This is a genomic window from Pseudomonas gozinkensis (assembly GCF_014863585.1).
Lineage (GTDB): Bacteria > Pseudomonadota > Gammaproteobacteria > Pseudomonadales > Pseudomonadaceae > Aquipseudomonas > Aquipseudomonas gozinkensis.
On the sequence record NZ_CP062253.1, the window covers coordinates 5,603,006 to 5,616,480 of the forward strand.

Below are 13,475 nucleotides of genomic sequence, written 5' to 3' on the forward strand. Positions count from 1 at the left end.
TTCGCCCCTCACTGCAAGCGGTTGCGCAAGGCGGCAACCACGTTGAAGGTTTGATTGCGGACCCGGTTGTTCGGGTCAGTGAGGGTCAGGCTCAGGCGCACGCTGCGGATCCGCGCCGGATCACCGGGGTTGGCGCTGTAGGTGGACGCCGCGACGTCGGTCGCGGAACTCGCCAAACCAAACATCACGGTGAACGCACTGACGTTGTTCACCAGCACCTGCTGGGCCGGATTGCCGCTGCCGGTGCCCATCAGAATCTGGTTGTTGCTGAAGCTATAGACCAGCCGACGGATCGGAAACGCGATCTGTCCCGTCGCCGCCGCCCGCGCGCCGGTATAAGCGGTGGCGCTGTTGCGGCAATCGGAGACCACGGTCCAGGTCGGTGTCCCGCCCGCGCTGCCGACATCGGCGGTGACCAGGGTCAGCTTGAGGTTGGCGTTGTCCCAACTGATCGGTGTGATCTGGGCCCCATTGAAATCCCCCGCCGAGCTGGAATCGGTAATCGTGCCCAGGCAACCGAACATGCCCACCATGCGCAGTTCCTGAATCATCTTGCTCAGCACGAACCGCGCATCTTCCTGCATGGCGGCGGCGCTGTTCTGGCTGACGTAGGTGTTTTTTGCCGCCAGGAAAATCTGCACCACACCGAGCACCACGATCAGCCCCAACGCCAGGGCGACCAGCATTTCGATCAGGCCGAAGCCCAGGTTATGGCGCTTCATGGCGTGGCCACCGGGTCGACCGCGGCGCGGCTGGTCAGGACAAAGCTGCGGGGCGCACTGGCCGTATTGGCGGCGCGCGCGTCACTCCAGGTGATGGTGATGGTGTACACGCGTTGATTGAGGGTGATGCTGCCGGTGGCGGTCGGGCCGCCGAAATTGACGATGTTGGTGGTGAAGTCGTAGAGATCCTGATCCCGGGCGACGCTCAGGTTGCCCGTGGTGGGCGGTGTGACGGTGTAATCGGCGCCCGAGTTGGCGCGGATCCGGTCCATCATGTCGTAGGCGATGAAACTCGCCTGACTGGTCATGCGCGAACTGTCGGTGTACTTCAGCGCATTGAGCTGAACCGCCGCCGCGCCCAGTAACCCGACCGTCAGAATCAACAACGCGACCAGCACTTCGATCAGCGTCATGCCCTCCTGTGCGCGCTTGCTCCCTGCCCTCATCCGCAATTTCCACCCAATTGAATTCGTCCGTTCAGACACACGTTCAGCGTCCTGCTTTGCGTTCCCAGCGTGTAACTGATGACCACCGCCGTGGACGGTGCCGCCAGCCCCCCCAGATTGTTGAAATCCAGCGCGGTCACTCCAGAGGGTAGCGTCAGAGTCGCGCCGCTGCTCATCGCTGGAACAACCCGCAATACATTGGCCGGAGTGCCAGTACTGTCGTAGACCGACAACTCGCCGGTCCAGACGCTGCCGCCGGCGCTCGGCCGCAAGCGGGTGGTGATGCCCCGGTTGATCGCCTCGAGCCGTGCATAATTGAGGGCCCGTTGCAGGTCGCCGACTTCGGTGTCGGCCTTGCTGCCCTGCACCGAACGGGTGAACGCCGGCACCGCCATCGTGATCAGGATCACAAACACCGCGACCGCCACCAACAGCTCGATCAGTGTGAAACCTTTTGTACGATGATCCATCGATGCCCTCCGTTGCCGTCGGCTATACCTGTACAAACCTAGAACATTCGACCGGCATGCGCCGGTTGATTTACCGCGAACGGCGCACGGATTGCGCCGCTGTGCACAATCCAGGGAGGACGCGCGCATGCCGCAACAGGGTTTCAGTCTGGTCGAACTGCTTATGGGACTGGCGATCGGCGCAATTGTTCTGTCGCTGGTCAGTCCGGCGCTGGCGGACTTCACCGAATCAAACCGGCGGCAGCAGGCCGCTCAGTCTTTGCTCGACGGGATCCGCAATGCCCGGACCATGGCCATCACGCGCAATCAGAGCGTGGTGATCCATGGCATCAACGATGACTGGAGCCAGGGCTGGCGGATCATTCTGGATATCAGCGGAAAGGGATCGGGAGATGCCACGAATCCATTGCTGATCGAGCAGGCGAGTGACGGACGAATACCGATTGTCGGCAACTGGCTGGTGAGCCGGTACATACGCTTCAGCAGCCTGGGCCAGCCACTGGTGCCGGACCGGAAGTTTCAGGCGGGGACGTTACATTTATGCTCGGCTCGCGAGCCGGTCAGCCAGCTTCAGGTGGTGCTGGCGGCGACCGGTCGCGTACGCCTGGCCAGCCAAAAGGCTGAACAGGCGTTGTGTCGAAAGGATAAAGCGATCAGATCGAGCGGACGCGCAGCTCTTTAGGCATCGAGAACGTGATGTTCTCCTCACGCCCGGCCAGTTCGTCGGCACCGGTGGCGCCCCAGGCATGCAACTGCTGGATCACGCCACGCACCAGTACTTCCGGGGCGGAGGCGCCGGCGGTGATGCCGATACGCTCGACACCGTCGAACCAGCTCTTTTGCAGGTCTTCGGCGCCATCGATCAGGTAGGCCGGGGTGGACATGCGTTCGGCCAGCTCACGCAGGCGGTTGGAGTTGGAGCTGTTCGGGCTGCCCACCACCAACACCACGTCGCACTCGTCGGCCAGCTGCTTGACCGCGTCCTGACGGTTCTGGGTGGCGTAGCAGATATCGTCCTTGCGCGGCCCGCCAATGGCCGGGAAACGCGTACGCAGTGCGTCGATAACACGGCTGGTGTCATCCATGGACAAGGTGGTCTGGGTGACGAAGGCCAGTTTGTCCGGATCATGTACCTGCAACTCGGCGACATCCTTCTCGTCTTCGACGAGATAGATCGCGCCGCCATTGCTGACGTCGTACTGGCCCATGGTGCCTTCGACCTCCGGATGACCGGCGTGGCCGATCAGGATGCACTCACGACCGTCACGGCTGTATTTCGCAACTTCGATGTGCACCTTGGTCACCAGCGGACAGGTGGCGTCGAACACTTTCAGGCCACGGCCGGCGGCTTCGGTGCGCACGGCTTGCGAGACGCCGTGGGCACTGAAGATCACGATGACGTCATCCGGCACCTGATCCAGTTCTTCGACGAAGATCGCGCCACGATTGCGCAGGTCCTCGACAACGAACCTGTTGTGCACCACTTCGTGACGCACGTAGATCGGCGGCCCGAAGACTTCCAGGGCGCGGTTGACGATTTCGATCGCCCGGTCCACGCCGGCACAGAAGCCACGGGGGTTGGCGAGTTTGATTTGCATGCTGTGCCTCGTGTCTTGCGCGCGAAAATTCAGATCAATGCAGGAGCCGGTGCGGCCCCTGCAGAACAGCGATTACAGCGCTTTGACGGAGAAGATTTCCACGTCAAAGGTCAGCGTCTTGCCAGCCAGCGGGTGGTTGAAGTCGACGGTCACTTGCGCGTCGTCGAACGCTTTCACCACACCCGGCAGCTCAGTATTGGCCGCATCGTTGAAGATCACCAGCAGTCCCGGCGACAGTTCCATGTCCGCAAACTGCGAACGCGGGATGATCTGTACGTTTTGCGGGTTCGGCTGGCCGAAGGCGTTTTCCGGCTCGACGGTCAGGGTACGCTTGTCGCCGGCCTTGAAGCCGAACAGCGCCGCCTCGAAGCCCGGCAGCAGGTTGCCGTCGCCGACCTTGAAAGTCGCAGGGGCTTTGTCGAAAGTGCTGTCGACCGTGTCGCCGTTCTCCAGGCGCAATGCAAAGTGCAAGGTGACTTCCGTGTTCTGGCCGATGCGTTGCTCAGCCAATACCTGTTCAGTCATGAACGGTTTCTCCGGTTTTCTTACTTTTGAACATATCCAGTGCCAGCATCACCGCGCCAACGGTGATGGCGCTGTCGGCGAAGTTGAACGCCGGGAAGTACCAGCGGTTCTGCCAGTGCACCAGAATGAAATCGATCACATGGCCCAGGGCAATGCGGTCGTACAGATTACCCAACGCGCCGCCCAGCACCAGCGCCAGCGCGATGGCCAGCCAGGTTTCGTTGCGACCCAGACGCTTGAGCCAGACGACCAGCACCGCACTGACCGCAATCGCGATCAGCGCGAACAGCCAGCGCTGCCAGCCGGAGCTGTCCGCGAGGAAGCTGAAGGCAGCGCCGGTGTTGTAGGCCAGGGTCCAGCTGAAGTAATCAGGGATGATCACGATCTGCTGGAACATCTCGAGCTTGCCTTCGAAGTAGAACTTGCTGGCCTGGTCGATGACCAGAACCAGCAAGCTCAACCAGAGCCAGCTCAGCCGTCCGAAACGGCCAACGGCATTAGGCATAGTGACGAACCTCGCCGGCGCCATCGATGTTGTCCACGCAACGGCCGCAGATTTCCGGATGCTCCGGGTTCACGCCGACGTCTTCGCGGCAGTGCCAGCAACGGGCACATTTCGGGAAGGCGGATTTGACGATCTTCAGCTTCAGGCCGCTGACTTCGGTGACCACAGCATCGGCCGGAGCCTGCACGAACGGCGCAACAGTGGCAGTCGAGGTGATCAGGACAAAGCGCAGCTCGTTGCTCAGTTTGGCCAGGTCGGCGGTCAGCGCGTCTTCGGCGAACAGCGTCACTTCGGCTTGCAGGTTGCCACCGACGGCCTTCGCCGCGCGCTGGATTTCCATCTCTTTGTTGACCGCAACCTTCACTTCCATGATGCGATCCCAGTACTCGCGACCCAGCTCGAAGCCTTCCGGCAACTCGGTCAGGCCTTCATACCAGGTGTTGAGCATCACCGATTCGTTGCGCTCGCCCGGCAGGTATTGCCACAGCTCGTCGGCGGTGAAAGCCAGGATCGGCGCGATCCAGCGCACCAGCGCTTCGGAGATGTGGAACAGCGCGGTCTGGCACGAACGACGGGCCTTGCTGTCGGCGCCGGTGGTGTACTGGCGGTCCTTGATGATGTCCAGATAGAAACCACCCAGCTCCTGCACGCAGAAGTTGTGGATCTTCGAGTAGACGTTCCAGAAACGGTATTCGCCGTAGTGCTCTTGCAGTTCGCGTTGCAGCAGCAGGGTGCGATCTACCGCCCAGCGATCCAGTGCCAGCATGTCTTCGGCCGGCAGCAGGTCGGTGGCCGGGTTGAAACCGGTCAGGTTGGAAAGCAGGAAGCGCGCGGTGTTACGGATACGACGGTAGGCGTCCGCACTGCGCTGCAGGATCTGCTCGGACACGGCCATCTCGCCGGAGTAGTCGGTCGACGCGACCCACAGACGCATGATGTCGGCGCCCAGGGTGTCGTTGACTTTCTGCGGCGCGATCACGTTGCCCAGGGACTTGGACATCTTGCGCCCGGACTCGTCCACGGTGAAGCCGTGAGTCAGCAGCTCGCGGTACGGCGCGTGGTTGTCGATGGCGCAACCGGTCAGCAGGGAAGAGTGGAACCAGCCACGGTGCTGGTCCGAACCTTCCAGGTACAGGTCGGCACGCGGGCCGGTCTCGTGGCCCATCGGGTGCGAACCGCGCAGGACGTGCCAGTGCGTGGTGCCCGAGTCGAACCAGACATCGAGGGTGTCGCTGATCTTGTCGTATTGCGGGGCTTCATCGCCCAGCAGCTCGGCAGCGTCCAGTTTGAACCAGGCTTCGATGCCTTCGACTTCAACGCGCTTGGCGACTTCTTCCATCAGCTCGACGGTACGTGGGTGCAGTTCGCCGCTTTCCTTGTTCAGGAAAAACGGGATCGGCACGCCCCAGTTGCGCTGACGGGAGATGCACCAGTCCGGACGATTGGCGATCATCGAGTGCAGGCGCGCCTGGCCCCAGGCCGGAACGAACCTGGTGTCTTCGATGGCCTTGAGCGAGCGCACGCGCAGGGTGTCGCCGCTGACTGGCTCTTTGTCCATGCCGATGAACCACTGCGCGGTGGCGCGGTAGATCAGCGGGGTCTTGTGACGCCAGCAGTGCATGTAGCTGTGTTCGATGACGGTGGTGTGCATCAGCGCACCGACTTCGGTCAGCTTGTCGACGATGGCCGGGTTGGCCTTCCAGATGAACTGGCCGCCGAAGAACTCCAGCGACGGCACGTAGACGCCGTTGCTCTGTACCGGGTTGAGGATGTCGTCGTTGACCATGCCGTATTTCTTGCAGGTCACGAAGTCGTCCACGCCATAGGCCGGGGCGGAGTGAACCACGCCGGTGCCGGCGCCCAGTTCCACGTAGTCGGCCAGGTACACCGGCGACAGACGGTCATAGAACGGGTGACGGAAATTGATCAGTTCCAGCGCCGAGCCCGGCGCGGTGGCCAATACAGTGCCTTCGACGCCGTAACGGGTCAGGCAGGATTCGACCAGCTCTTCAGCCAGCACCAGCAGCTTGTCGCCGATGTCGACCAGCGCGTAGGTGAATTCCGGGTGAACGTTCAGCGCCTGGTTGGCCGGGATGGTCCACGGGGTGGTGGTCCAGATCACGATCGAGGCAGGTTTGCCCAGCGACGGCAGACCGAACGCGGCGGCCAGCTTGGCCTCGTCAGCGATCGGGAAGGCTACGTCGATGGTCGAGGACTTCTTGTTCTCGTACTCGACTTCCGCCTCGGCCAGGGCCGAACCGCAATCGAAGCACCAGTTCACAGGCTTCAGGCCCTTGAACACGAAACCGCCCTTGACGATTTCGGCGAGGGCGCGGATTTCACCGGCCTCGTTCTTGAAGTCCATGGTCTTGTACGGGTTGGCGAAGTCGCCCAGCACGCCGAGACGGATGAATTCGGACTTCTGCCCTTCGATCTGCTCGGTGGCGTAGGCACGGCACAGTTCGCGGGTCTTGTCCGCGCCCAGGTTCTTGCCGTGGGTCACTTCAACCTTGTGCTCGATCGGCAGACCGTGGCAATCCCAGCCCGGGACATACGGCGCGTCGAAGCCCGACAGGGTCTTCGAGCGGATGATCATGTCCTTGAGAATCTTGTTCAGTGCGTGACCGATGTGGATCGTACCGTTGGCGTACGGAGGGCCGTCGTGCAGGACGAACTTCGGACGATCCTTGCCAATCTCGCGCAACTTTCCGTACAGGCCAATACTGTCCCAGCGCTGCAGGATCTGCGGTTCGCGCTGTGGCAGGCCGGCCTTCATTGGGAAGGCGGTGTCCGGAAGGTTTAGCGTGGCTTTATAGTCGGTCATTTAAGGCTCTTCATTAGCGATGGGCGCTAGGTGCGGCTAGTGCACGGGCGGCGGCGACATCCGCGCTGATCGCCGTTTTCAATGCCTCCAGGGAGGCGAAACGCTGCTCTTCACGCAGCTTCTGGTGGAAAACCACCGTCAAACGCCGGTCATACAGATCGCCGGCAAAATCTAAAAGATGGACTTCAAGGTGGGCCTTGCCATCACCCTGGACTGTGGGCCGCACGCCGATGTTGGCGACGCCGGGCCAGGTCTTGCCGTCGATATCGACGTCGACCAGGTAAACCCCGGTAAACGGCACGCGACGGCGCTTGAGTTGAATGTTCGCCGTGGGCGTACCCAGTTGGCGGGCCAGTTTCTGACCATGCAGCACGCGACCGGCAATCCGGTACGGGCGGCCAAGCAAGCGTTCAGCCAACGCAAAATCGGCAGCGGCCAACGCGTTGCGCACCTGAGTGCTGCTGACGCGAATGCCATCCAGCTCGACGGTTTGCGCGGCTTCCACGGTAAAACCGTGGACCTGCCCGGCCTGCAACAGGAAATCGAAATCGCCGAGACGGTCGCAACCGAAGCGGAAATCGTCACCGACCTCCAGATGCTGCACGCCGAGGCCATCGACCAAAATCGTATCGACGAACTCGCTGGCGCTGAGCTTGCTCAAGCGCTGGTTGAAGGCCAGGCACAAGACCCGGTCAACACCTTCGGCGGCCAGCAGTTGCAGCTTGTCGCGCAACCGGGCCAGACGCGCCGGTGCGGTCTCAGGGGCGAAGAATTCCCGTGGCTGCGGCTCGAAAATCACCACGCAGCTGGGTACGCCCAACTCGAGCGCACGCTCACGCAGTCGGGCCAGAATGGCCTGGTGACCACGGTGAACACCGTCAAAGTTGCCAATAGTGGCGACGCAGCCCCGATGCTGGGGGCGCAGATTGTGGAGGCCTCGAACCAGCTGCATAACGCGCTTCTTGCTCATAAAGTGGCCGATTATAACCACACCCGACGGCCGACGACAGGCAACACCGTAACCCAAAGTGATCGAGCCGACAAAACTGCCGGCTCGCGCCCGTCTTTCAAGGGTGAAACCTCAGCTCAACGCCTTGCGATTGAAGTCGCGCAGGCGGAAACCGAGCAGCAGCAACATGCCGAAATAAGCGATCACGCCAGCTACCACCAACGCGCCCAGGCGCAGGAAGCGCTCAAGCATGTGGCCCTGATCCCACGCAGGCATGAAATGCATGCCGATCAACAGCACCGCCGACATCACCGCCACCGCAACCACAAGCTTGAAACCGAACTTCAGCCAGCCCGGCTGCGGTTGGTACATCTGCTGCTTGCGCAGTTGATAGAACAGCAGCCCGGCATTCAGGCAGGCACCGGCGCTGATCGCCAGTGCCAGACCGGCGTGCGCCAGAGGGCCAATCAACACCAGGTTGAACAGTTGAGTGACGACCAGGGTGAAGATTGCGATTTTTACCGGCGTACGGATGTTCTGTTGCGCATAGAAGCCCGGCGCCAGCACTTTGATCACGATGATCCCGAGCAGACCGACAGAATAGGCAATTAACGCCCGCTGTGTCATGGCCGCGTCAAAACCGCTGAACTGCCCGTACTGGAACAGCGAAACCGTCAACGGCTCAGCCAGAATCCCCAGCGCCAGTGCACACGGCAGCACCAGCACGAAGCACAGGCGCAGGCCCCAGTCGAGAATCCGCGAATACTCGTGACGGTCCTTGCTGGCGTAGGTCTTCGCCAATGTCGGCAGCAGGATGGTACCCAGCGCCACGCCCAGCACACCGGACGGCAGCTCCATCAGACGGTCGGCGTAATACATCCACGACACCGAGCCCGCCACCAGGAACGAGGCGAAAATGGTGTTGATGATCAGGGAAATCTGGCTGACCGAGACGCCAATGATCGCCGGCAACATCTGCTTCATCACCCGCCAGACGCCGGTATCGCGCAGATTCAGACGTGGCAGCACCAGCATGCCGATCTTTTTCAGGTGCGGCAGTTGATAGAGCAACTGCGCCAGGCCACCGACCAGCACCGCCCAACCGAGGGCCATGACCGGCGGATCGAAGTACGGTGTCAGGAACAGCGAAAACACGATCATGCTGACGTTGAGCAGGGTCGGCACGAATGCCGGCACCGAGAAACGGTTCCAGGTATTGAGGATCGCACCGGCCAGCGAGGACAGGGAGATCAGCAATATATAGGGGAAGGTCACTCGCAGCAGGTCGGAGGTCAGCTGGAATTTTTCCGGCGTGTCGGCGAAGCCCGGGGCCGTGGCCCAGATCACCCAGGGCGCGGCGATCATACCCAGCGCGGTGACCAGCGCCAGTACCAGCGTCAGCAGGCCGGAAACGTAAGCAACAAAGGTGCGGGTCGCCTCCTCGCCCTTCTGGCTTTTATATTCGGCGAGGATTGGCACAAAAGCCTGGGAAAACGCACCCTCGGCGAAAATCCTGCGTAGCAGATTGGGCAGTTTGAAGGCGATGAAGAAGGCATCGGTCGCCATTCCGGCGCCGAAAGTGCGGGCGATGAGCGTGTCGCGAACAAACCCGAGAATCCGGGAAAGCATCGTGATAGAGCTGACGGCGGCCAACGATTTGAGCAGATTCATTGAAGGAATGTGTGCCTGTCGATAAACAGCAGGCGAATAACGCGCCCACTTGTGCGATACTCCGCGCCGCAACAGCACAGAGCCAAAGCTCGCGAGTTTACAGGTCAAGCGCCGGAAATAAATATCCCGCCTCTTTATACCTACCACTTAGCGGAACGTCTCAAGCGCCCTTGACAAGACATCTCTTCATCGGCATGATTCGCGGCCTATTTTGTTTGCTATTTCCTAAAAAGTCTTTCGAGGAGCTCGACGGTGGCCAACTCACCTTCCGCCAAAAAACGTGCAAAACAGGCTGAGAAGCGTCGCAGCCACAACGCCAGCCTGCGTTCCATGGTTCGTACCTACATCAAGAATGTAGTTAAAGCCATCGACGCAAAAGACGCTGAAAAAGCTCAAGCTGCATACGTTCTGGCTGTGCCAGTTATCGACCGCATGGCCGATAAAGGCATCATCCACAAGAACAAGGCTGCTCGTCATAAGAGCCGTCTGAATGGCCACGTCAAGGCACTGAAAGAAGCTGCCTAAGCGACGTAGTCATTAAAAAACCGACCTCAGGGTCGGTTTTTTATTGCCTTCGATTTGCTGAAATCAAGGCCAAAAAAAGAGGAGCCAACCGGCCCCTCTTTTTTTTACGCGCGATTAATGAGCCGACGCCCACGGCAGAATCGGGATCGCTGTCACCGCATTCTGCGGGCTACCCTCGATCAGACGATCGCTGTAGACCAGATACACCAGCGTATTGCGCTTCTTGTCGAGGAATCGCACCACCTGCATGGTCTTGAACACCAGCGAAGTGCGCTCCTTGAACACCTCATCGCCATCCTTCAACTCACCCTTGAAGCTGATCGGTCCGACCTGACGACAAGCAATGGACGCTTCGGCACGATCCTCGGCCAGACCCAAGCCACCCTTCACGCCGCCAGTCTTGGCGCGCGACAGATAGCAGGTCACACCCTCGACCTTCGGATCATCGAACGCCTCGACCACAATCCGGTCATTCGGCCCGACAAATTTGAACACCGTCGACACCTGACCGATTTCCTCGGCCGAAACCAGCAATGGCAGCGCCATCAACAAGCCCAACAATCCTTTCGCCATGCGCATCGCGTTTTCCTTACACCAGAATCAGGTTGTCACGGTGAACCAGTTCAGGCTCCGCCATGTAACCCAGCAAACCGACAATCGCATCCGACGACTGACCGATGATTTTTTGTGCTTCCAGCGCGCTGTAGTTGGCCAGGCCGCGGGCGATCTCACGACCGTCCGGCGCCACGCAAACCACCATTTCGCCGCGACGGAAACTGCCCTGAACCAGCTTGACGCCAACCGGCAGCAAACTTTTGTTGCCTTGGGACAACGCGGACACCGCACCGTCATCCAGCACCAGGGTGCCACGGGTTTGCAGATGCCCGGCGAGCCACTGCTTGCGCGCCGCGAGCATGCCGCGCTCAGGCGACAGCAGCGTACCAATGCGCTCACCCGCCTTCAGACGATCGAGCACGCGCTCCAGACGCCCGCCAACAATGATGGTGTGCGCCCCGGAACGCGCCGCCAGACGCGCCGCACGCAGCTTGGTCTGCATGCCGCCACGCCCCAGCGCACCACCGGTGCCGCCCGCCACCGCATCCAGCGTCGGATCATCGGCGCGCGCTTCGTAAATCAGCTGCGCATCAGGGTTATTGCGCGGATCGGCGTCGAACATGCCGTCCCGATCCGTCAGGATCACCAGCAGATCGGCCTCGACCAGGTTGGCCACCAGCGCCGCGAGCGTGTCGTTGTCGCCGAAGCGGATTTCGTCGGTAACCACGGTATCGTTCTCGTTGATCACCGGGATGACTTTCAGCTCTACCAGCGCGCGCAAGGTGCTGCGGGCGTTCAGGTAACGCTTGCGGTCGGACAGGTCGTCGTGGGTCAGGAGGATCTGCGCAGTGTGCCGGCCATGCTCGGCAAAGCTCGATTCCCAGGCCTGCACCAGACCCATCTGACCGATTGCCGCAGCGGCCTGGAGCTCGTGCATCGCACTGGGTCGCGCAGTCCAGCCCAAACGGCTCATGCCCGCCGCCACTGCCCCGGAGGACACCAGCACCAGCTCGACGCCGGCCTCATGCAAAGCCACCATCTGCTCGACCCAGACACCCATTGCCGCGCGATCCAGCCCTTTGCCATCCGCTGTCAGCAAAGCGCTGCCGATCTTCACGACCCAACGCTGCGCACCTGTCACCTTGCTCCGCATCATCTTCAACCTTAGCTTGAGGGCAGCGCGACCTGGCACTGCCCGTGACGTTATTCGTGGTTCTTCGTGACCAACAATCGATTTCCAGATACTAAAACGCCGCTCGATTGAGCGGCGCTTAAGTTTACTGCAACGAATCAGTCACGCACGTAAATGATTTCCGGACCGTCTTCGTCATCCACATCTTCTTCGTCCCAGTCATCGTCGCCGATGTCGTGGACCGACTTCACGCCACTGCGACGCAGGGCACGCTTGTCGTCCAGCGCCTGCAACTGAGCACGGGCTTCGTCTTCGATACGCTGATCAAGGTCGGCCAGCTCTTCCTTGTAGGCCGGGTCATTGGCCAGGCGATCGGCACGATCTTCCAGGTAACGCATGATGTCGCGCGTCAGGCGCTCGGTGCCCTCTTTGGCGATGGCAGAGATCACGTAGACCGGACCTTCCCACTGCAGACGCTCAACGATTTCCTTGACGCGCTCTTCGTGCTCTTCCTCAAGAATCTGGTCGCACTTGTTCAGCACCAGCCAGCGATCACGCTCCGCCAGGGACGGGCTGAACTTGATCAGCTCGTTGACGATCACTTCAGCGGCGTCCGGTGCACTGCTTTCGTCCAGCGGCGCCATGTCCACGAGATGCAGCAACAGACGGGTGCGCGCCAGGTGCTTGAGGAAACGGATCCCCAGGCCGGCACCATCGGAAGCGCCTTCGATCAGACCCGGGATGTCAGCGATGACGAAGCTCTTCCAGCGGTCGACGCTGACCACGCCCAGGTTTGGCACCAGCGTAGTGAAGGGATAATCGGCGACCTTTGGCTTGGCAGCCGATACCGAACGGATAAAGGTACTTTTACCGGCATTCGGCAGACCCAGCAGGCCGACGTCAGCCAGAACCTTCATTTCCAGTTTCAGGTCGCGCTGCTCGCCCGGCTTGCCCGGCGTGGTCTGGCGCGGCGCACGGTTGGTACTGGATTTGAAACGGGTGTTGCCCAGACCGTGCCAGCCACCCTGAACCACCATCAGCTTCTGACCGGATTTGGTCAGGTCGCCGATAACTTCCTGGGTAGCAGAGTCGATGATCGTGGTGCCAACCGGCACGCGCAGGATCAGGTCTTCACCCTTCTTGCCGGTGCAATCGGTGCTGCCGCCGTTGGAGCCACGCTCGGCATCGAAGTGCCGGGTGTAACGGTAGTCCACCAGGGTGTTGAGGTTTTCGTCGGCCATCATGAAGATGGAACCGCCGTCACCGCCGTCACCACCGTTCGGGCCGCCGTTTTCAATGAATTTTTCCCGACGGAAACTCATGCAGCCATTGCCGCCGTCACCAGCCTTTACGCGGATCGATACTTCATCAACAAACTTCATAACCAACGCCTCTCGCCGTACGGACGAGCCGAAAAACAATCAAGACATAAGACTCTTGCAAAAATGAGCGCAGCGACCCCAATCCACGACCTGCATCGCACGCCGGCAGCCCATACAAACAGCTTTGCAAGAGACTCACCCCACAAACGAAAAAGCCCCGTCGCAAGACAG

14 protein-coding genes are annotated in these 13,475 nt (G+C 60.8%); 2 read left to right on the forward strand and 12 right to left on the reverse strand.

From position 1 onward, the window contains the following. Window positions 1-8: 8 nt before the first annotated feature. Genes IHQ43_RS24950 through IHQ43_RS24960 form a run of 3 tightly spaced genes read right to left on the reverse strand, consistent with a single transcriptional unit; the run spans window position 9 to window position 1,638 of the window. Window positions 9-722, reverse strand: coding sequence for a PilW family protein (locus IHQ43_RS24950; RefSeq protein ID WP_192562448.1), 714 nt, complete (start codon window positions 720-722; stop codon window positions 9-11). Further along, the gene (gene pilV / locus IHQ43_RS24955) at window positions 719-1,168 is read right to left on the reverse strand and encodes a type IV pilus modification protein PilV (RefSeq protein WP_192562449.1); all 450 of its coding nucleotides are present in this window, start codon (window positions 1,166-1,168) and stop codon (window positions 719-721) included. Before pilV ends, IHQ43_RS24950 begins: the two co-directional genes overlap by 4 nt. Next, complete coding sequence (locus IHQ43_RS24960; RefSeq protein ID WP_192562450.1) at window positions 1,165-1,638, reverse strand: GspH/FimT family pseudopilin; 474 nt, start codon at window positions 1,636-1,638, stop codon at window positions 1,165-1,167. The genes pilV and IHQ43_RS24960 overlap by 4 nt, the downstream gene beginning before the upstream one ends. A 127-nt stretch (window positions 1,639-1,765) precedes the next feature. Here IHQ43_RS24960 and IHQ43_RS24965 point away from each other — a divergent pair, with 127 nt between their 5' ends. Continuing rightward, on the forward strand, window positions 1,766-2,320 hold the full coding sequence (locus IHQ43_RS24965; protein ID WP_192562451.1) for a GspH/FimT family pseudopilin: 555 nt from the start codon (window positions 1,766-1,768) through the stop codon (window positions 2,318-2,320). Here IHQ43_RS24965 and ispH read toward each other — a convergent pair. The 6 genes from ispH to murJ form a co-directional block, all read right to left on the reverse strand. Further along, window positions 2,292-3,236 carry a 4-hydroxy-3-methylbut-2-enyl diphosphate reductase gene (ispH, locus tag IHQ43_RS24970; protein WP_192562452.1) on the reverse strand — a complete coding sequence of 315 codons (945 nt, stop codon included), beginning with the start codon at window positions 3,234-3,236 and terminating at the stop codon, window positions 2,292-2,294. The genes IHQ43_RS24965 and ispH overlap by 29 nt on opposite strands. A 72-nt stretch (window positions 3,237-3,308) precedes the next feature. Continuing rightward, the gene (fkpB, locus tag IHQ43_RS24975; RefSeq protein ID WP_192565059.1) at window positions 3,309-3,746 is read right to left on the reverse strand and encodes an FKBP-type peptidyl-prolyl cis-trans isomerase; all 438 of its coding nucleotides are present in this window, start codon (window positions 3,744-3,746) and stop codon (window positions 3,309-3,311) included. 7 nt (window positions 3,747-3,753) lie between these two features. Next, window positions 3,754-4,266 carry a signal peptidase II gene (lspA, locus tag IHQ43_RS24980; RefSeq protein ID WP_007959539.1) on the reverse strand — a complete coding sequence of 171 codons (513 nt, stop codon included), beginning with the start codon at window positions 4,264-4,266 and terminating at the stop codon, window positions 3,754-3,756. After that, window positions 4,259-7,090, reverse strand: coding sequence for an isoleucine--tRNA ligase (gene ileS, locus IHQ43_RS24985; RefSeq protein ID WP_192562453.1), 2,832 nt, complete (start codon window positions 7,088-7,090; stop codon window positions 4,259-4,261). The genes lspA and ileS overlap by 8 nt, the downstream gene beginning before the upstream one ends. A 13-nt stretch (window positions 7,091-7,103) precedes the next feature. Further along, window positions 7,104-8,042, reverse strand: a complete 939-nt coding sequence (gene ribF / locus IHQ43_RS24990) for a bifunctional riboflavin kinase/FAD synthetase (RefSeq protein WP_007959537.1) — start codon at window positions 8,040-8,042, stop codon at window positions 7,104-7,106. Window positions 8,043-8,171: 129 nt separating this feature from the next. Next, window positions 8,172-9,710: a murein biosynthesis integral membrane protein MurJ gene (gene murJ / locus IHQ43_RS24995; RefSeq protein ID WP_192562454.1), complete on the reverse strand. Its 1,539-nt coding sequence runs from the start codon at window positions 9,708-9,710 to the stop codon at window positions 8,172-8,174. A gap of 252 nt (window positions 9,711-9,962) precedes the next feature. Between murJ and rpsT the strand changes: the two genes are divergently transcribed. Next, window positions 9,963-10,235, forward strand: coding sequence for a 30S ribosomal protein S20 (gene rpsT / locus IHQ43_RS25000; protein WP_003228351.1), 273 nt, complete (start codon window positions 9,963-9,965; stop codon window positions 10,233-10,235). Between the two features lie 114 nt (window positions 10,236-10,349). Here rpsT and IHQ43_RS25005 read toward each other — a convergent pair whose 3' ends face one another. From IHQ43_RS25005 to cgtA, 3 genes are all read right to left on the reverse strand, one after another. After that, window positions 10,350-10,814 carry a CreA family protein gene (locus IHQ43_RS25005; RefSeq protein ID WP_192562455.1) on the reverse strand — a complete coding sequence of 155 codons (465 nt, stop codon included), beginning with the start codon at window positions 10,812-10,814 and terminating at the stop codon, window positions 10,350-10,352. Window positions 10,815-10,824: 10 nt separating this feature from the next. After that, entirely contained in the window at window positions 10,825-11,943 is a 1,119-nt protein-coding gene (gene proB / locus IHQ43_RS25010; RefSeq protein WP_045121906.1) for a glutamate 5-kinase, read from the reverse strand. 137 nt (window positions 11,944-12,080) lie between these two features. Beyond that, window positions 12,081-13,304, reverse strand: a complete 1,224-nt coding sequence (cgtA, locus tag IHQ43_RS25015) for an Obg family GTPase CgtA (protein WP_115079266.1) — start codon at window positions 13,302-13,304, stop codon at window positions 12,081-12,083. Window positions 13,305-13,475: the final 171 nt, after the last annotated feature.